16 protein-coding genes are annotated in these 18,908 nt (G+C 56.6%); 9 read left to right on the forward strand and 7 right to left on the reverse strand.

The features are described from left to right. The 3 genes from HYQ67_RS07235 to HYQ67_RS07245 form a co-directional block, all read left to right on the forward strand. Window positions 1-189: alkyl sulfatase C-terminal domain-containing protein (locus HYQ67_RS07235; RefSeq protein WP_202302843.1), on the forward strand; the 189-nt coding region annotated here is incomplete at its 5' end. 163 nt (window positions 190-352) lie between these two features. Continuing rightward, entirely contained in the window at window positions 353-2,770 is a 2,418-nt protein-coding gene (locus tag HYQ67_RS07240) for a DUF3772 domain-containing protein (RefSeq protein WP_202302844.1), read from the forward strand. A gap of 241 nt (window positions 2,771-3,011) precedes the next feature. Next, on the forward strand, window positions 3,012-3,389 hold the full coding sequence (locus HYQ67_RS07245; protein WP_202302845.1) for a hypothetical protein: 378 nt from the start codon (window positions 3,012-3,014) through the stop codon (window positions 3,387-3,389). A gap of 88 nt (window positions 3,390-3,477) precedes the next feature. Here HYQ67_RS07245 and HYQ67_RS07250 read toward each other — a convergent pair whose 3' ends face one another. Genes HYQ67_RS07250 through HYQ67_RS07260 form a run of 3 tightly spaced genes read right to left on the reverse strand, consistent with a single transcriptional unit; the run spans window position 3,478 to window position 8,056 of the window. Continuing rightward, window positions 3,478-4,719 (reverse strand): cytochrome c, encoded by a 1,242-nt coding sequence (locus HYQ67_RS07250; protein ID WP_202302846.1) that lies wholly within the window; start codon window positions 4,717-4,719, stop codon window positions 3,478-3,480. Next, entirely contained in the window at window positions 4,716-5,270 is a 555-nt protein-coding gene (locus HYQ67_RS07255) for a (2Fe-2S)-binding protein (RefSeq protein WP_202302847.1), read from the reverse strand. The genes HYQ67_RS07250 and HYQ67_RS07255 overlap by 4 nt, the downstream gene beginning before the upstream one ends. Continuing rightward, entirely contained in the window at window positions 5,267-8,056 is a 2,790-nt protein-coding gene (locus HYQ67_RS07260) for a xanthine dehydrogenase family protein molybdopterin-binding subunit (protein ID WP_202302848.1), read from the reverse strand. Before HYQ67_RS07260 ends, HYQ67_RS07255 begins: the two co-directional genes overlap by 4 nt. Before the next feature lie 173 nt (window positions 8,057-8,229). Between HYQ67_RS07260 and HYQ67_RS07265 the strand changes: the two genes are divergently transcribed. Beyond that, the gene (locus HYQ67_RS07265) at window positions 8,230-8,802 is read left to right on the forward strand and encodes a nucleotidyltransferase family protein (RefSeq protein ID WP_202302849.1); all 573 of its coding nucleotides are present in this window, start codon (window positions 8,230-8,232) and stop codon (window positions 8,800-8,802) included. A gap of 7 nt (window positions 8,803-8,809) precedes the next feature. After that, window positions 8,810-9,778 carry an XdhC family protein gene (locus HYQ67_RS07270; protein ID WP_202302850.1) on the forward strand — a complete coding sequence of 323 codons (969 nt, stop codon included), beginning with the start codon at window positions 8,810-8,812 and terminating at the stop codon, window positions 9,776-9,778. A gap of 64 nt (window positions 9,779-9,842) precedes the next feature. Here the strand turns inward: HYQ67_RS07270 and HYQ67_RS07275 are convergent, their stop codons facing one another. Next, window positions 9,843-10,310 (reverse strand): YehS family protein, encoded by a 468-nt coding sequence (locus tag HYQ67_RS07275; protein ID WP_202302851.1) that lies wholly within the window; start codon window positions 10,308-10,310, stop codon window positions 9,843-9,845. A 176-nt stretch (window positions 10,311-10,486) separates the two neighbouring features. After that, on the reverse strand, window positions 10,487-11,599 hold the full coding sequence (gene apbC, locus HYQ67_RS07280; protein WP_202302852.1) for an iron-sulfur cluster carrier protein ApbC: 1,113 nt from the start codon (window positions 11,597-11,599) through the stop codon (window positions 10,487-10,489). Window positions 11,600-11,760: 161 nt separating this feature from the next. Here apbC and metG point away from each other — a divergent pair, with 161 nt between their 5' ends. Further along, window positions 11,761-13,791: a methionine--tRNA ligase gene (gene metG, locus HYQ67_RS07285; protein ID WP_202302853.1), complete on the forward strand. Its 2,031-nt coding sequence runs from the start codon at window positions 11,761-11,763 to the stop codon at window positions 13,789-13,791. A gap of 87 nt (window positions 13,792-13,878) precedes the next feature. On the opposite strand, the gene HYQ67_RS07290 is transcribed toward metG, so the two are convergent. Continuing rightward, complete coding sequence (locus HYQ67_RS07290; RefSeq protein ID WP_202302855.1) at window positions 13,879-15,099, reverse strand: MFS transporter; 1,221 nt, start codon at window positions 15,097-15,099, stop codon at window positions 13,879-13,881. A gap of 180 nt (window positions 15,100-15,279) precedes the next feature. On the opposite strand from HYQ67_RS07290, the gene HYQ67_RS07295 reads away from it, so the two are divergent. The 3 genes from HYQ67_RS07295 (at window position 15,280) to deoR (ending at window position 17,503) form a co-directional block, all read left to right on the forward strand. Next, window positions 15,280-16,020, forward strand: a complete 741-nt coding sequence (locus tag HYQ67_RS07295) for a phosphatase PAP2 family protein (protein WP_202302857.1) — start codon at window positions 15,280-15,282, stop codon at window positions 16,018-16,020. Next, complete coding sequence (gene ybjG, locus HYQ67_RS07300; protein ID WP_202302859.1) at window positions 16,017-16,625, forward strand: undecaprenyl-diphosphate phosphatase; 609 nt, start codon at window positions 16,017-16,019, stop codon at window positions 16,623-16,625. The genes HYQ67_RS07295 and ybjG overlap by 4 nt, the downstream gene beginning before the upstream one ends. Before the next feature lie 113 nt (window positions 16,626-16,738). Beyond that, entirely contained in the window at window positions 16,739-17,503 is a 765-nt protein-coding gene (gene deoR / locus HYQ67_RS07305) for a DNA-binding transcriptional repressor DeoR (RefSeq protein ID WP_202302861.1), read from the forward strand. Here deoR and dacC read toward each other — a convergent pair whose 3' ends face one another. Continuing rightward, window positions 17,504-18,709, reverse strand: coding sequence for a serine-type D-Ala-D-Ala carboxypeptidase (gene dacC / locus HYQ67_RS07310; protein ID WP_237391145.1), 1,206 nt, complete (start codon window positions 18,707-18,709; stop codon window positions 17,504-17,506). Window positions 18,710-18,908: the final 199 nt, after the last annotated feature.

The following is an 18,908-nucleotide window of genomic DNA, read 5'->3' on the forward strand; positions in this document are numbered from 1 at the left end:
GCGAAAGACGCTGATGCAACCATCAACCTTTCCCGCGATACACTCAACCGTATTGTGCTGAAAGAAGAGACCTTGCAGCAGGCCAAAGACAAAGGTGACCTGAAAATCACCGGCGACGCTGGCAAACTGGATGAAGTGCTTGGTTATATGGACAAGTTCGAGTTCTGGTTCAACATCGTTACACCGTAAGCTATCAACCCTGCGGCGCCTGCCGCAGGGTTTCTTTCCTTCCCTGGTTCTTTCCCCTCTCCGCGTGGTCAGACAAACAGAACTATTCATATCGTAAATAACAGGTATTCTTAAGCGGTTGTCGTTGACCGATTCATTTACGATTTCCCGGGTACATTCCTCTATGTCAAAATTTTTAAGGCTGCCGTTTATACTGGCCCTGCTCTCCTGCTTACTTTTCATGCCCGCACTCTCAATAGCGGATGAAAACTCCGGGCAAACGACGAGCGAGCAACCGGTCAAGGTGAATGCCAGCATCGAGCTTCCTGCCTTACAAAAGCGGCTGGACTCGCTTAAACAGCGTGCCTCCACGGCGAAGGTCGATAAGCAGTTCTCCAGCCTGAACGAAGATGCGCAAAAACTTGTCGCGGATGCAGATAAACTGGCTACCGCGCTGGCCCCGCAGCTGGCGCAGATCAAAGCCCAGCTGGATGTCCTTGGCCCCGCTCCCGCGCCGGCTACGCTGAAAGAAACGCCGCAGGTGGTCAGCCAGCGCAAACAGCTCAACAACAGTAAAACGCTGCTTACAACCCAGATTGAACAGACGAAGGCCATTGGCGTAGGGGCGCAAAACCTTTCTGCGCAAATCTCCGGCCTGCGCCGTGACGCGCTGAAAACGCAAATTGCGCTGAACACCGGCAGCATTCTGGGCGCGAAATTCTGGTCGCCGCTTATCGACCCCAGCGACAGAGATGCGGAGCGTTTCACGGATTTTGGCGCGCAGATCGACAACGCCTGGCATCAGGCATGGGCTGAAGAGTGGCGATTTGGCTCGGGCTTACTCCTGCTGCTGGCCATTGGCATTGGTACGCTCGGGCGTCGCATTCTCGATTTCCCCGTCAACTGGATACTGCCGCGCTGGCTGCCGCAGGGGCGATTACGCCGCAGCTTCCTGGCCTGCTTTACCACGCTGAGCACGACTTTCACGCTGGGCATCAGCATGCAGCTGCTGTGTTATATCTTCACGCGGCTGCCGGACACCTCGCAGATGGTGGCAGAGTTTGCCGACCAACTTATTCAGCTGACCTATGTTTCGGCGGTGATTGCCGGCGTCGGCATCGCCCTGCTCTCCAACCGACACCCTACATGGCGGCTGCCGGGCATGGCCGATCGGCTGGCAAAGTCACTGGCCTCCTTCCCCGTTCTGCTGGCCGGTTCCATCTTTATCTTTGGCTCAATTGAAGAGCTGAACGCGCTGGTCAGCGCGAGCATCGACGCAACGCTGTTTGGCAACGGCCTCTCCGCGCTGCTGGTGGCGCTGATTTGCATTATTGCGCCAATCCGCGTTAACCGCATGCGTCGCAAGATGCGCGCCGATGGCGAGCAGACGGAGGTTCGCTCTACGCTTGCCGGGCTGATTCATCTGATCATCAGCCTCACCGCGTTTATCATCCTGCTGTCGCTGCTGATCGGCTATATCCCGTTGGCGCGTTTTGTCACTTTTGAGCTGCTGTGGGTCGGGATTGTGCTCAGCGTGCTCTATCTGCTGATTCACTTTGTGGTGGATCTGTCGGAAAGCATTTTTTCACCTTCGACCCAGAGCGGCACGATCTTAAAAAGTACCCTTAGCGTCAATGACCGTCACCTGTCGCTGGCTTCTACCCTCTGTTCCGCTTTGGGTAAGGCGACCCTACTGCTGCTGGCCGCCTTTGCGCTGCTCAACGGTACGCTGGGGGCCACCACGCCGCTGGAGCTGCTGAGTAAAATTGCCGATATGTGGGGCGGAAAAGGCCTCGAAGGCATGAACATTATTCCCGCGCATGCGGTGAATGCCGTGCTGTTCCTGGTGATCGGCTGGTACATTTTGCGTTCCACCCGCCGCTGGCTGGATAAAGATTTCCTGCCCAAAACGACCATGGACCGCGGCATGCGCGCATCGCTGGTGACGCTGTTCACCAACGTCGGCTACGTGCTGATTATTATGCTCACGCTGTCGATGCTGGGCATCGAGTGGAACAAGCTGGCATGGATAGTCAGCGCCCTGTCGGTAGGTATCGGTTTTGGCTTACAGGAGATCGTGAAGAACTTTATTTCCGGCCTGATCCTGCTGACCGAACGTCCGGTAAAAGTCGGTGACCTGGTCAGCATCAGCGGAGTGGAGGGCGATATTCGTCGCATTAACGTCCGCGCCACTGAAATTCAGCTCAGCGATAAATCGACGGTGATTGTCCCTAACTCTCAGCTTATCTCGCAAAACGTGCGCAACGCCACGATGGGCAACGCACAGGGTGTCGCGACCATCGCGCTGACCTTCCCGCTGGATATCGACCCGGAACAGGTGCGTAACTTACTGCTTGAGGCTTACAAGCTGCATGAGTCTATTCTGGAGCACCCTGAGCCATCGGTAAGCTTCAAGGAGTTAGGGCCGAACGGGATTGTGCTAAGCGTAACCGGCTATGTGAACAGCCCACGCATGGTCAGCGGCACGCGCAGCGACCTGCTGTATGAAATCCTTAAGATGCTGCGCGCGGCGGACATTAATCTCAGCCAGACGCAAACCATGGTCCTTGAGCAACCAACGAAGATTGTCACCGAGGAGTAGTCAGGCTTGCCGCTGGTGGAATAAGCCAGTGGCACCTTCGAATGCAAGAGTTTACAAACCGCTCGAAAGTCCTTTGCCGCAAGCTATAGTTATTAAGAATATTTCCCCTCAAAACACATTCACCAATTTGATTTAAGTCAACGTGACGGGTGACGGACGGCCGCATTATCTCGCCCTATAAATATTCCATTTCATATATTCACCTGGCGTGAGTAATGGGAATCTTAAAATAAGAGAGTTAATGATGAGCAAACTGAAAACGATGGTATTGGTACTGGGCTTCGTTGCATTTTCGGCCAGCGCTGCGCTGCCGCTGTTCAACGGCAAAGGCGCACCGGGTGACGTGCATATCGACCAGAACGGCCCGGTCTATTTGAACGGCAAAGAGATGAAGCTGAAGAAAATAAATGACAACTTTTACGAAGCACGCGGTCAGGGCGTGGTGCTGTCTATCGCGGTAATGCCGGACGGTAACGCGTCTGTAAGCTGGACGGGTAAAAACCGCGCCCACGGTGAGATCCTGCTGGAAGACGAGCAGGCGGTGAAAGGCCCGTCGGGTCGTGATCTGGACTGTTCTCGTGCGGATTTGACCAACGCTGAAATGAAGGCCTGCCAGTAAAAAAATAAGGTGGATGACGCTTCGCTTATCCACCCTACGTTTGCATTGTGGTAGGGCGGATAAGCGTAGCGTCATCCGCCGGTTTTAGTTACTTCTCAGGGCGCAAAGCCTTCACCTGTTCGGCGGTCACATCCCCCGGTAAGCCACCCCAGGTCACCCGCAGATAGTTCACCAGCTCGGCAATCTGCTCGTCGTTAAGACGATCGCCGAAGCCCGGCATGCTCTGCATACTTTCGCCGTTCGGGAAGTTTTGCGCAGGCAGACCATCCATCACTGACACAATCAGGTTTTTCGCATCCGGCTGGCGCAGCGTGGCGTTGTTCAGCATCGGCACTGCGACGTGCGGTTTACCCTCGCCTTCACGGGCGTGGCAGCCTGCACACTGGTCCAGATACGTCATGCGCCCTGCGTCATTACCCTGGCCGAGCTTCGCCGCAGCGGCTGCCGGTGGCTGCTCGCCCATCAGGTAGGTCGCCATCGCGTGCTGATCTTCTTTCGTCAGATGCTGCGTGCTGAGATCCACCACCATATGCATTTCGCTGAACGCGCTACCCTGCGGCGCAAGACCCGTCGCCAGGAACTGCTTCACGTCGCCCTGCGTCCAGCCGCGCTGCGCCATGGCTTTCGGCGTGATGTCCGGTGCCATAAAGCGCCCCAGCGGCCCGCCCTGCATCGCCTTATCCAGCTTCATCTGGCCCAGCAGGCCACGTTCGGTGTGACACTCACCGCAGTGGCCCAGCACGTCCGCCAGATAGCGGCCACGGTGCCAGTCGGCGGAATCGCCTTCTGAAATCGCCGGCAGCGGATCTTTGCTGTGGAACAGAATATTCCAGCCAATCAGCGCGACGCGCTGGTTGAACGGGAAGGCCATGTCGTTATCAGGAATGGCTACGTCCACCGCCGGGCGCGTCATCAGATACGCGTACATATCATCTGAATCCTGCCGCGAAATGCCCTTGTAGGAGGTGTAAGGCATCGCCGGGAACAGATGGCGTCCGCCCGGCGCCACGCCGTCGGTCAGCGCTTTGTAGAAATCGTCTTTCGTCCAGCGGCCAATGCCGTAGTCGGCAGACGGTGTAATGTTGCTGCCGTAAATCGTGCCGTACGGCGATTCCAGCGGATAGCCCCCGGCCAGCGGCGCACCGCCCGATGCCGTGTGGCAGGCCGCACAGTCCGCGGCTTTGGTCAGGTAGTTACCCCGTTCGATTTGCTCTTTGCTGGCGGTGACTTTCTGTACCGGGCCGTCCCAGGTGCGGTATTCCCGCCAGTAGAGCACGGCGACGATAATAATGATTATCGCCAGCACGATTAGCGCGAGACGCTTTTTCATTTCACCGTCTCCTTCAGCAGCCCCGGCGTTTTCAGCACCACGTCGCGCACCGCTTCGTAGTAGCGCACATAGCCCGTACAGCGGCAGATGTGATTTTCCAGCGCTTTGGAGATAGCCCCTTCCAGATCTTCGCGGGCAATCGGCTGGCGCTTAAGCTGTTCAACAAAGATGGTTGCCGCATTCACAAAGCCCGGCGTGCAGTAGCCGCACTGGAAGCTGTAGTGGTCAAGAAACGCCTGCTGGATGGCGGACAGTTCAACGACTCCGCCCTGCTCGTCCACTTTCGCGATACCTTCAACGGTACGCACTTTTTTACCGTTGAAGAAATGCGCGCCGGTGATGCACGTACGCACTTCTTCGCTGGTGCCGCTTGGGTTATCGACAATCGCCACGCAGGCGTGGCAGATGCCCTGCCCGCAGCCCAGACGGGAGCCCGTCATGTGAACGTATTCGTGCAGGAAGTCGATCATCATCAGCCCTTCCGGCACGTCCAGCGGGCCGTACTGCTTGTTGTTCAGGGTCAGGGTTAGCGGCCTGGTTTTGATGCTCATGGTAATACCTCACGAATATTTTCAGCACGGACGGGCAAATCACGGAAACGGTGGCCGGTGGCGTCGGCGATGGCGTTAACCAGCGCGGCGACAACCGGGATCATAACGACCTCAGCCATGCCTTTTGGCGGATCGGTTTCCGAAAGCGCAGGCATGATGTCGCCGGTCTGCTGCCAGACCGCAACGTCGGCTGCGCGCGGCAGGTGATAACGATTGAAGTTCCACGTCCCGTCACCCGGCCCGTCTTCATACAATGGGAGATATTCGTGTAATGCATGGCCTATCCCCATGGCCAGGCCGCCCTGCAGCTGCCCGGAAACCAGCTCCGGTACAATCAGGTTGCCGCACTCCATAATCGAGTGGTGGTTAAGCACTTCCACTTTGCCGTCAGCACGGCCAACCGCGACTTCCACCAGCGTGCCAACCGCACTGTAATAAGTTACCGACGCGTTGTTACGCTGCGTTGGCGGGTAGTACACGTGTTCACGATTGATCGTGGCAAACTCGCCTTTCCCCGTGCGCACGGACAGCCCGTCAACCGGCAGGCGACGGCTTTGGTTCGCGATGGTGAAATCTGCTTCCGCCCACTGCCAGCGGTTAAAGACGTGAACCACCGCCCCTGTCAGCAGGCCCAGCTCGTAGGCTTTCTTCGCCAGACGCTCAAAGCTGAGAATTTCCATCCCGGCGCAGGTCAGGCCACCTTCCACCCAACGGGCATCTTCGATACGCACCACCAGCGGAGCCGCCTGGCCACCGCCAATACCCGTTGACCAGATAGCCGTTGCCGCAGGCCATAAGCCATGTTCGAACACCAGACGAGCCGCTTCACGCGTGCTGTGAGAGAAGTAGAATGCAGAGTTACTGGCGCTGGACGGTGAGCAGTAGGATGGCGACCACGCCGGATTAGCGGCCAGTTTGTCCTGCTCTTCCTGGGACATGATATACGGGTCACCGCTGGTGACGATCGGCAGCGTAGACCAGTCAGTCACGGAGAAATGCGATTGATCGGCAGGTTTGCCCAGCCACTGCGCGCAAAGAACGGACTGTGAGGTGGACATCCCGGTGCCCATTTCCGCCCCGCTGTGATGCAAAGTAATTTGCCCGTCTTCGCTGAACTCTACGCGGGCAAAGGAAGTTTCCGCGCCCGTACCGAAGTCTTTCTGCACGCAACCGAAGCCCACGCCGTAAAGCTTGCCTGGGTTTTTGCTTTCGAATTCCGCTTTACGCTTTGCGCGATCGATCCAGATTTCATGCTTCGCCGCCTTCGCCAGCACTTCATCCACGCGAATTGCGCCCGCAGGGATTGCCCCCTGGGTGTTTTTCATCCCGGACTTCAGCGCGTTGCGCATGCGGAACTCAATCGGATCGAGCTTCAGCTCGGCGGCAATTTCATCCACCATCATCTCGGTGGCGGCCATGCTTTGCAGCGTGCCGTAGCCGCGTGCCGAACCGGCGTCAATCGCGCGGGAAGCGATGCCAACCGCAGAGAGGTCGCTTTTCGGGAAATAATAAATGGACTGCGCGGCGGTTGCCCCCACCATCGCTACGGATGGCGTAAAGTTGCTGCGCCCGCCGCCGTTGGCGATCATCGCGCCGTAGAAGGACTGCATCATACCGGTGCTTTTGTTCACCCCAATGGTGTAGTCCATGTCGAACGCGTGGCGCTTGATGGAGGTCTGGAACTGCTCGTAGCGGTCGTTCGCCAGGCGCACAGGATGACCGTCGCCGTACATCGCCGCTACCGCGCCGTAATAAGGGAAGTTGTAGTGATCTTTCGAGCCGTAGCCCACGGTGTAGCAAGGATGCAGAATCAGCTGTTTTACCGGCTGAGTGCGTTTTGCCAGCATGCGCGGCAGCTCGTCGGCCACTTCCTGTGGCGACTGCGTTGGCACCACCAGATGCAGCGTCTGCGTGGCTTCGTCGAACCAGCCGTTGGCGTTATCCGGTTCAAGAGCCGCGGTATCTATGGATTGCGTGGTGTAGCGACGGGAGAGCACCAGCCAGTCTTCCGGCGGGCTTTTTAGCTCATCGGCAATCGTCGCGGCGAAGTGCATGCCCTCTTCGTCCAGCTTGCCGCCTTCGCGTCCTTCAGGCCACACCGGCAGGTGTTTTTTCATCGCCACCGGGAAGATCGGCATGTCTTTCAGGCTGGAGAACTGGTCGTCATCCTGCGAGGTTGCGCCGCCAACACGGACAAAGCGGAACGTCCCCCACGGGTCACGCTCAAGCACGCCTGTTTCTGCGCCGTATTTCACGACGCCTTCTTTGAATTTGATCTTGTCTTTGGCAAAGCGGAAGCGGGCAAAATCATGGTAAATGAGGATGGCTACGGCCTGGCCCAGATAGGCTGGCGTTTTGCCCGACGGCAGCAGCATGTCGTCGCCATAAAACGCCGGGAAAGCCAGCCCGTCACGAGCCAGATCCTCTGCTGTTACCAGACGGTCCGGCTGCAGATCGTTGCCCAGTAAAGAGAGATCGACTCCCGTGAACAGGCGATCGGCTTTGGTAGTACGAATAATAAAGGCATGCGCCTGCTTTTGCGGCCAGTGCGGCATATCAACGGCGCGAATGTCGCGGGCAAAAACCTTATGCCCCATGACTTTTGAACGGCCATCAATTCTGAAGCGAATGCGTTTTTTCTCCGCGTCCCAGTTGGGCGCGAGAAGGATTTTTTCTTCGAATAGCGCGGCATAGGCACGGCTATAGAGGGGTGCCAGATAGACGGACACACCTGCGACCACTGCGCCGGTGATAAAGCGGCGCCGCGATGGATTGAAATTGCTCATAAAGCATCCCTTAAATACTATTATTGTCTTTATTGTGAACTGGCGAAGGGGGTAGAAAGTCCATCTTCGTAGTGATGATAAGTATATGCTTTTAAGTTAAATCGTGTGAGAATTAACATCTCATTTCCATAAATAAAACAAAAACGAACGCGATAAAATACGGAGAAAGTGAGATGAAACCCGGCATTCTCATCGCCGCTGCGGGCCTCGGTGAACGCTTCAGTCATGCAGGTGGTGTCGGCCACAAACTCAATGCCTCGCTAGCCGATGGCAGCGTGTTCGAACAAACGTTGCGCAACGCCTGTGCAAGCAATCTTGCGGTGCATGTTGTCACCCGCCCCGATAACCCTCAGGTGCAGCAAAGCTGTATCGCTCAGCGGATACCTTTTACTCTTCTCGAAAGCGCCGGGCTTGGCGAATCCATTGCTACAGGTGTCGCCGCCACGTCAGCCTGGCACGGCTGGCTGGTGCATCTTGCTGACATGCCGTTTGTTCCCCCCGATGTTTTCGTACAGATAGCCTGCGCGCTTGAGCAGCATTCGCTCGTGCGCCCTCGCGTGAGTGGGCATCCAGGTCATCCCGTTGGCTTCTCATCCGTCTGGGCCGAAAAGCTATGTCAGCTAAAAGGCGACAGCGGTGCGCGCGACCTTTTGCGTGACCAGGCAATACATTTCATAGAATTAGAAGATTCAGACTTTTTGCGTGATATTGATCTTCCGTCACAACTAACTGCCCTCAGCGAGTAATGATGCCATGCAACATCTTGATATTAGCGTGCTCAACCAGACTCTCAGCTTCCTGGCACAGCAGCCAGTCTGGCTTTGTACCGTACTCAGAACCTACGGCTCCTCCCCGCGTTCACCGGGTGCGCTGATGGTGGCAACGGCGGACGGCCGTTTCTGCGGATCGCTCTCCGGAGGCTGCGTCGAGGACGATTTTTTACAGCGCATCGGCGCTGGCGAATACCGCGCTGCCAGCCAGATCGTACGATACGGTGAAGGCGGCCTGACGCCCGGCATCGCACTGCCCTGTGGCGGCGTGCTGGATATTCTGGTGGAGTATCTTCCGGCAGGTGACAGCAGCGTCGGCTACGTGACAAAGATGCTCGAAGCGTTGAACGGCCATTTCGCCCTGCAAAAACGCCTGCATGTCGGGCAATCCTGTAGCCATCTGGAGGTGACCGATTTTGCGGACGTCACTCAGGTGGAGATTAACGGACAGGAGATCACCCTTCATGTTGCCGCCGCGCCGAGGTTGCTTATCGCTGGCCTGTCGAGCGTGGCGCTCTACTGCGCGGACTTCGCCCAGTCGCTGGGGTTTGAGGTCGTGGTCTGTGAAAACCGCCCTGAGGCGCTGGAAAACTTTGTCGGACAGCTTAAGCCGGGCATTACGCTTCTCAAACAGTTCCCGGCGAACTATCTGGAGCAGCAAAACTGCCACGCCAATACCGCCATTGTGGCGCTGACCCATGACCCGCGCATGGACGACCTGACGATGATGGAGGCGGTGAATACCCCTGCGTTTTATATCGGCGTCATGGGATCGCATAAGAACAGCGCAAAGCGGCTGGAGCGGTTGCAGAATATTGCGGAGTTAAGCAGAGAAGAATTAAAGCGAATTCAGGCACCCATCGGCCTGAAGCTTTGCAGCAAAACGCCAGCGGAGATTGCGCTGGCGGTCATGGCGGATATTGTAAAACGGAAGAACGAAGCGCGGGGTTAAGAATAGTTGTCAACTGCTGTTGTAGGGTGGATAAGCGAAAGCGTCATCCACCAAAACCAGCCAACTATTTCTTAGGCTGCACTCGCGCTGTCAAACCGCGCAGGAAGTAGCGCAGGAACTGGTCGCCGCACTCGCGGAAGTTTTTGTGTTCCGGCGCGCGCATCATCGCGGTAATTTCCGGCATGGAGATGCGGAATTCCTGCGAGGTCAGAATTTCCAGCACGTCGTCGCTTTTCAGGTCGAAGGCAATACGCAGCTTTTTCAGGATGATGTTGTTGGTCATCTTGCGTTCAAGTTTTGGCGCGGGACGGCTTTCGTCTTTACCGCGACGGAAGTAGATCAGGCCGTTTAAGAAGTTAGCCATCAGAATGTCCGGGCAGAGCTTGAAATTCTCTTCTTCTTCCTTTTTGGTCCAGGTCACGATTTGCTCAGCGGTGACCGTGGTATCCGTCAGGGCGAAAATTTTCACCATGTCGTCATTGTTCAGGTTCAGCATGTAGCGCACGCTGCGTAATACGTCGTTGTTCATCATGGTGGAAAATCTCTCGTTCAAACTCTCGAAAAGCGGGCAGTATATCGGGAAGCACGGGCGTTGTAACAAAAACTACGCTGTTTAAATCCCTGATTGGTGGAAGGCGCTATCGCTTTTCCACCCTACCAGGCCCGGGCGTGTATAGAGCGGGTAAGATTACTCACCCGCTATAACAATTAAACGGCCCGAAAAGCGATATCGGCTGGGATAACTTCACCCTGCCAGTACAGCTGTGCCGCGACTCGGCCAGCCAGTTCACGATAAATTGTCGTGAAATCGCTCTCCGGGCGGCTGACGACGGTTGGCGTACCCGCGTCCAGATCTTCACGCAGCGTGATGTGCAGCGGCATCTGGCCCAGCAGCGAAGTGTGATACTGCTCCGCCAGCTTCTGCGCGCCGCCGGTGCCGAAAATAGCCTCGTGGTGTCCACAGTTGCTGCAAATGTGCATGCTCATGTTCTCGACGATACCCAACACCGGCACGTCCACCTTCTCAAACATCACGATGCCTTTACGGGCGTCGATCAGCGCAATGTCCTGTGGCGTGGTAACGACCACGGCACCGGTAACAGGAATGTTTTGCGCAAGCGTCAGCTGGATGTCGCCGGTGCCCGGCGGCATATCCAGCACCAGATAATCCAGATCCGGCCACATGGTTTCCTGCAGCATCTGCATCAGCGCCTTGCTGGCCATCGGGCCGCGCCAGACCATGGCGTTTTCGTCTGTCACCAGATAACCGATGGAGTTAGTGGCAAGCCCGTGTGCGGTAATCGGCGTCATGTGCGTGCCGTCCGGCGAGGTTGGACGTTCGTGCTCCGCGCCCAGCATGGTCGGGATCGACGGGCCATAAATATCCGCATCCAGAATGCCGACCTTCGCCCCTTCTGCGGCCAGCGCCAGGGCAAGGTTAACCGCCGTGCTGGACTTGCCGACGCCGCCCTTGCCGGAGCTGATGGCAATAATGTTCTTCACGCCGCTGATGCCCGGATGATTTTTGACGCGCTTTAAGGTGGCGATGTTGTGGCTGAGCTTCCAGTCCACCGCTTTGGCACCGGTGATGCGCAGCAGATCCGAACTGCACTGCTCCTGCAGCGCTTCGAAGCCGCTGCGCCAGGCGAACGGCATCAGCAGCTCAACGTGCAGCGTGTCGTCAAGCATCGCGACGTGGTGCAGGGCTTTGAGCGTAGTGAGATTGTGCTTCAGGGTTGGGTGTTGAAAATTGGCCAGCGTTCCGGCAACCATAGCGCGCAGCTGCTCCGGGGACTTACCTGGCTGGGATTGAGAGCTCATCCCGACTCCTTATGTTTTTTATCGACAATTGCAGTTTGTTAAGCATACCAGATGCCGCCTGGGGCGATAAAATTTCCTTGTGCACCTTGTGTGGTTTACCCCGGGGCGGGCTTTCGGTTAACATCAAAGCCCTTTTCTCTCTAGAAGATGCAATTCCTACTATGGCTCATGTCGCGAAAAAATTATTGGTAACGTGCGCACTCCCGTACGCTAACGGCTCAATCCACCTCGGTCACATGCTCGAGCACATTCAGGCTGACGTCTGGGTCCGTTACCAACGAATGCGCGGCAACACGGTCAACTTCATCTGCGCGGACGACGCCCACGGCACCCCTATCATGCTGAAAGCACAGCAGTTAGGTATTACCCCTGAGCAGATGATTGGCGAAATGAGTCAGGAACATCAGACGGATTTTGCCGGTTTTAACATCAGCTACGACAACTATCACTCCACGCACAGCGATGAAAACCGCGAGCTGGCGTCGCTGATTTATGGCCGTCTGAAAGAGAACGGTTTCATTAAAAACCGCACCATTTCGCAGCTTTACGATCCGGAGAAAGGCATGTTCCTGCCGGACCGCTTCGTTAAAGGCACCTGCCCGAAATGCAAAGCTGCCGATCAGTACGGCGATAACTGCGAAGTTTGCGGCGCGACTTACAGCCCAACCGAGCTTATCGAGCCTAAATCAGTGGTTTCTGGCGCGACGCCAGAAATGCGTGACTCCGAACATTTCTTCTTCGACCTGCCTTCGTTCAGCGAAATGCTGCAGGCCTGGACCCGCTCCGGCGCGTTGCAGGAGCAGGTCGCTAACAAGATGCAGGAGTGGTTCGAGTCTGGCCTGCAGCAGTGGGATATCTCCCGCGATGCGCCGTACTTCGGCTTTGAAATCCCGGATGCGCCGGGCAAATATTTCTACGTCTGGCTGGATGCGCCGATCGGCTACATGGGCTCCTTCAAGAACCTGTGCGACAAGCGCGACGATCTGGACTTTGACGAGTACTGGAAGAAAGACTCCACCACCGAGCTGTATCACTTCATCGGTAAAGATATCGTTTACTTCCACAGCCTGTTCTGGCCGGCGATGCTGGAAGGCAGCGGTTTCCGCAAGCCGACCAACCTGTTCGTGCACGGCTACGTGACGGTAAACGGCGCGAAGATGTCCAAGTCCCGCGGCACCTTTATCAAGGCCAGCACCTGGCTGAACCATTTTGACGCCGACAGCCTGCGCTACTACTACACCGCGAAGCTCTCTTCCCGCATCGACGATATCGACCTGAATCTGGAAGACTTCGTGCAGCGGGTGAACAGCGATATCGTCAACAAAGTCGTTAACCTGGCGTCCCGCAACGCGGGCTTTATCGCCAAACGTTTCGACGGCGAGCTGTCCGCTGAGATTGCCGACCCGGCGCTGTACAAAACTTTCACCGATGCGGCGCAAAGCATTGGCGAAGCGTGGGAAAGCCGCGAGTTTGGCCGTGCCGTGCGTGAAATCATGGCCCTTGCCGACGTGGCAAACCGCTACGTTGACGAACAGGCACCGTGGGTTGTTGCTAAGCAGGAAGGCCGCGACGCCGACCTGCAAAGCATCTGCACCATGGGCATCAACATGTTCCGCGTGCTGATGACCTGGCTGAAACCTGTGCTGCCAACGCTTGCCGAACGTGCTGAAGCGTTCCTGAACTGCGAGCTGAGCTGGGACAGCATTAACACTCCGCTGCTCAGCCATAAGGTGAACAACTTCAAGGCGCTGTATAACCGCATCGAGATGAAGCAGGTTGAAGCGCTGGTTGAAGCATCGAAAGAAGAAGTGAAGGCGGCTGCGGCCCCGGCCACCGGCCCGCTGGCGGACGATCCGATTGCGGAGACCATCACTTTCGATGACTTCGCAAAAGTTGACCTGCGTATTGCGCTGATCGAGAAAGCCGAATTCGTGGAGGGCTCCGACAAGCTGCTGCGCCTGACGCTGGAAATCGGCGGCGAGAAGCGTAACGTCTTCTCCGGCATCCGCTCTGCCTACCCGGACCCGTCCAAGCTGGAAGGCCGTCTGACCATGATGGTAGTCAACCTGGCGCCGCGTAAAATGCGCTTCGGCATCTCCGAAGGCATGGTGATGGCCGCAGGCCCTGGCGGGAAGGATATCTTCCTGCTAAGCCCGGACAGCGGCGCTCAGCCTGGAATGGCAGTTAAGTAAAAACAAAATACCCCGGCAAGCCGGGGTATTTTTTTAGCAATGAGCATAGCGGCGTAGGGGGACAGGCGTCAGCGCCATCCGCCGGGTTTATGCATCCGTCCGGTTCCCCACGCTCTTATCCTTCAGAAACACCACCATCAGCCCCAGCCACAGCACGCCGCCCAGCAGGTTAAACAGGCTGAACAGCCCGCTGCCGCCATGGAGATAGGCGTGCTTGCTGACTTCAATCCCAACCGTAAAGATCAGCATTTGCAGCATGCCCATCGCCGCCGACACCGTGCCCTTGCTCATCGGGCTGGCAAACAGCGTCAGGCGCACCAGGCCCGCGTTGGCAAGGCCAATCCCGTAAGCGTACAGGCTAAGCCCTGCGGTCATCCACAGATAAGCATGGCTGGAGACGACTGTCGCTGCCGCCGCCACAATCAGGCCCGGCACAATCCACCAGCCGCCCATAATAATCAGCGAGCGCACGCTGCGCCCGGACGTTAAGCGCGCCAGCACCAGGTTCCCCAGAATCAGCGCGCCGAAGATTGGCACCTGCAGCAGGCCGTATTCGTAGGTGCTGAGCTTTTCACCGCTGATGATAATTACCGGCGACTGCGCAATCCACGCCAGCAGCGGCAGGCTGACAAAGCCAACAGCCAGCGATCCGGCGACAAAGCGGACGTTTTTCAGGACCAGCTTGTAGTCATGCCCAAGGTCTTTGAGGGAGAGCTTCTCGCCCAGGCGCGTGGCGGTTTCCGGCATCGCACGGTGCAGGCCAAAGAATGAAAAGGCTGCCAGCAGGGCGAACAAAATAAACATGGTTTCCCAGGGCGCGTAATGCACCCAGGCCGCGCCCACCAGCGGCCCGAGCAGCGGGGCTATCAGCGCCACGTTCGCCATCAGCGCGGTTATCTTGATGCAGACCGCCTCCTCGAACGACTCCTGAATCGCCGCGTAGCCCACCGCGCCGATAAAGCACAGGCTTATCCCCTGCAGGAAGCGCAGGAAGGTGAACTGCTCGATGTTTTGCGCAAGCAGGGTGGCAAGGCAGGTGACGATAAACCAGACCACGCCGGTCAGCATCACCGGACGGCGGCCAATGCGGTCCGACAGCGGCCCTAACAGCCACTGTAAAAACATGCCGCCTGCGAGATAGGCCGTCATCGACGTAGGCACCCATTCGATACCAGCGTTGTACTGTTTAACGACATCCAGCATGCCGGGCTGGATCATGTCGTTGCCGATGTAGGTAGAAAATTCATAGAGCACCAGGCACAGCGGGAACAGCAGTGCCTGGCGACCCAGTCGTTTATTATTTTGCATTAGTAACTCGAGAGGATAATGACCTGAAGAAACAAAAATCACGCGCAGTTTAATAAATTGCCCGCACGGCTGATAGTGAATTATGGAGGAGAAACCGGGATATAGCACAACCTGCTTGTCGTTTAAGGTTTTCTTAAGATCGCCTGCGTAAGCTGACTTTTTCTGTTAACGCATGCAGCTATGGCCACCCAAGAAAAACACCTGTCGTCCGGCAAAAATTTGCTGATTAAGACTAACCCTCTTTACCGTCTGCCGGCACGCTTTTACCTTTACCAGTTCTGCTGGCTGCTGTTGCTGGCCATGGTGTTTACCTGGCTGTCGCGCAATGAAGGGCTGGATCGCCTGCTTACCGGCTACTGGTATGACGCAGCGAGCCACCGCTTCCCCTGGAAGCAAAATCATCTGCTGGATCTGATTAACCATCGGCTGCTGAAGGATATCGTCATCGCCGGGGGAATTATCGGTCTGCTGTATGGTCTGATTAGCCGCCAGCCACGTTTAATCACCGTTGCGCTGCTGTTCGGCGTGGGCGCGTTGGCCATTGGGATCCTCAAGGCAACCAGCCATCACTCCTGTCCGTGGGATCTGGTGGAGTACGGCGGCAAGGCTATCTCTTATCCGCTGTTCGGCCACGTGCCGGACGGCAGCGGGCCAGGACGCTGTTTCCCTGGCGGCCATGCCTCCAGCGGCTTCGCGGTGATGGCGCTGTTTTTCCTGTTTTACCGTGAGCGTCCGACGCTCGCATGGTGCTGCTTTACAGGCGGAGCCGCCCTCGGCCTGATCATGGGCTACGGCCAGGTGATGCGCGGCGCACATTTTTTCAGCCACAACCTGTGGGCAGGTTGGTGGGTATGGTTAACGCAGGTTGTGGTGTACGGCATCGTCTCCACGCTGTTGGTTAAGGAATCGCAAAAGTCATGATGGAACAGCTCAACCAGACGCTTTTTTTGCTGATCAATGCCACCCCGACATCGCCGGAGTGGGCCATTAAACTGGCCATTTTTATCGCCAAAGATTTAATTAATATCGTCCCGCTGCTGATTGCCATTCTCTGGCTATGGGGCCAACGCAGGCAGATTACTGCCCAGCGTGAAATGGTGATCAAGACGGCGATGGCGATTGTTATCAGCGTCTCGCTTTCATGGATAGTCGGCCATATTTTCCCGCACGACCGTCCGTTTGTTGACGGCTTTGGCTACAATTTCCTCCATCATGCGGCGGATGACTCCTACCCAAGCGACCACGGTACGGTAGTCTTTACTTTTGCCCTCGCGTTCCTGTTCTGGCATCGCATGTGGTCTGGCGCGGTGCTGTTTGTGCTTGCCTGCGCCATCGCCTGGTCAAGGGTCTATCTTGGCGTACACTGGCCGATGGATATGCTGGGGGGTTTGCTGGTGGGCTTCTGTTCATGCATGCTGTCGCAAATGATCTGGAATCTTACCGGCGTGCAGATCTACAAACGTCTGCATCAGATTCACCGCTTCTGCTTTGCACCGCTGATTCGCCGGGGCTGGGTGCGTGACTAAGCGGCGAACGGCAGGTAATATCTGCTCTGACACAAACGGCGGATGGCGCAGGCTTATCCGCCCAACGATTTAAAAACCCGGCAACGCCGGGTTTTTACTGTTCAGAGGGCATTATGGAAACCCGGCGCGACGAACGCATTACCCGCCTGATTCAGGCGCTTAAACGCAGCGACAAAATCCATCTGAAAGAGGCAGCCCGGCTGCTTGGCGTATCAGAGATGACCATCCGCCGCGATCTCAACGCTGAAGCCGGGCCGGTCGTCCTTTTAGGCGGCTACGTTGTGCTTGAACCGCGCAGCGCTTCTGCCAGCCACTATCTGCTAAGCGACCAGAAAACGCGCCATGTCGAGGAGAAGCGTCAGGCTGCACGCAGGGCTGCCGCCATGATCCGTCCTCATCAAACCCTGTTCTTCGACTGCGGTACCACCACGCCTTACATTATTGAAGCGCTGGATGACGACCTGCCCTTCACCGGCGTTTGCTACTCCCTGAATACTTTCCTTGCCCTGCAGGATAAGCCCAACTGCCGCGTCATCTTAAGCGGCGGCGAGTTCCACGCCAGCAATGCGATATTCAAGCCGATTAACTTTCAGGAGTGCCTGAGCAACCTCTGTCCGGATATCGCCTTTTTCTCTGCGGCCGGGCTGCACACGCGTCACGGTGCGACCTGTTTTAATCTGGATGAGCTGCCGGTGAAGCATTGGGCGCTGTCGATGGCGCAAACGTGCGTGCTGGTGGTGGATGGGAGCAAGTTTGGCAAGGTGCGCCCGGCCTGCATGGGGCCGCTATCGTCGTTTCATACCATTATCAGTAACGAAAAGCCCGCCGCGGAGTTTATAGAACACGCCGCGGCGGAAGCTATCAGTCTGGTGTGGTGATCAGGAGAACCAGCTGCCAAACCAGCTGTGGAATTTCATTAGTACAAAGTCCCACATACGGCTGAAGAAGCCACCTTCTTCCACGGCCTCCATCACCATCAGCGGGCGCTGTTCAACGACTTTACCGTTGAGCTGGAAGTTAATCTTACCGACCACCTGCCCTTTCTTCAGCGGCGCGGTCAGCTGGGGCTGATCCAGGGTAAAGCTGGCCTTCAGATTTTTCAGCTGCCCACGAGGAATGGTCACTGAACCCGCTTCGCCTGCCCCCAGCTTCACTTCGCTGGCATCGCCAAACCAGACGCGCTGCGTCACGAAGGTGGCGTCTGGCTTAATCGGGGTGACGGTTTCAAAGAAGCGGAAGCCCCACGTCAGCAGCTTTTCGCTCTCGTTAAAGCGAATACGGTCAGTTTTGGTGCCCAGCACAACGGAAATCAGGCGCATATCACCCTGAGTGGCGGAGGCGACCAGATTGTACCCGGCCCCCGCCGTGGTGCCGGTTTTCATGCCATCGACGTTAAGATTTGAGCTCCACAACAGACGGTTGCGGTTAGGCTGTTTGATCTTATTAAAGGTGAACTCTTTCTCTTTGTGGATGGCGTACTCATCGGGCACGTCGTGGATCAGCGCCTGGCCCAGCAGCGCCATGTCACGCGCGGTACTGAACTGGCCTGGGGCATCAAGCCCGTGCACCGTTTTAAAGGTGGTGCTGGTGAGTTTCAGCTTCTGGGCGTAGTTGTTCATCAGGCTCACGAAAGAGTCCTGGCTGCCCGCGACGTAATCCGCAATAGCAATGCTTGCATCGTTGCCCGACTGGACGATCACGCCTTTGTTCAGATCTTCTACCGAGACAAGATCGCCCGGTTTCAGGAACATCAGCGAAGATCCGCGCAGCACCGGGTTACCGGTAGCCCAGGCGTCTTTGCCAATGGTGACCATATCGGTGAGATGAATTTTGCCTGCTTTCAGCGCCTGGCCGACAACGTAGCTGGTCATCAGCTTTGTCAGACTGGCGGGATCGAGTTTTTCGTCGGCGTTACCTTCCGCCAGCACTTTACCGCTGGCGTAGTCCATCAATATCCAGGCTTTCGCCTCTACCTGCGGCGCATTCGCCGGCTGTTCTTCCGCTATTGCTGGCGCTGCAAGCAATAAAAGGGTCGTCCCTGCAAGCATTGCTCGTAACGACGCTGGGATTTGCAAAATCTTCATAAAACCACCCGAGTATCCATTCAAAAAAATCACGACGCGCGCCGCACTCATTGTTTCAAGTTGTAAGTAAGCTAACGTGCGAGCCCGCTTAAAGAAACATGGCATTGGTAAAGTTTATTAAGTTTATTCGATATTTTGCGCACATGCCGCAGTCGCACTTATTTTTTTATCGCCTGTGGTAGTGCTATGGTGTTTTCTT

Source organism: Dryocola clanedunensis subsp. sulfonylureivorans, from assembly GCF_016756775.1.
Lineage (GTDB): Bacteria > Pseudomonadota > Gammaproteobacteria > Enterobacterales > Enterobacteriaceae > Dryocola > Dryocola clanedunensis.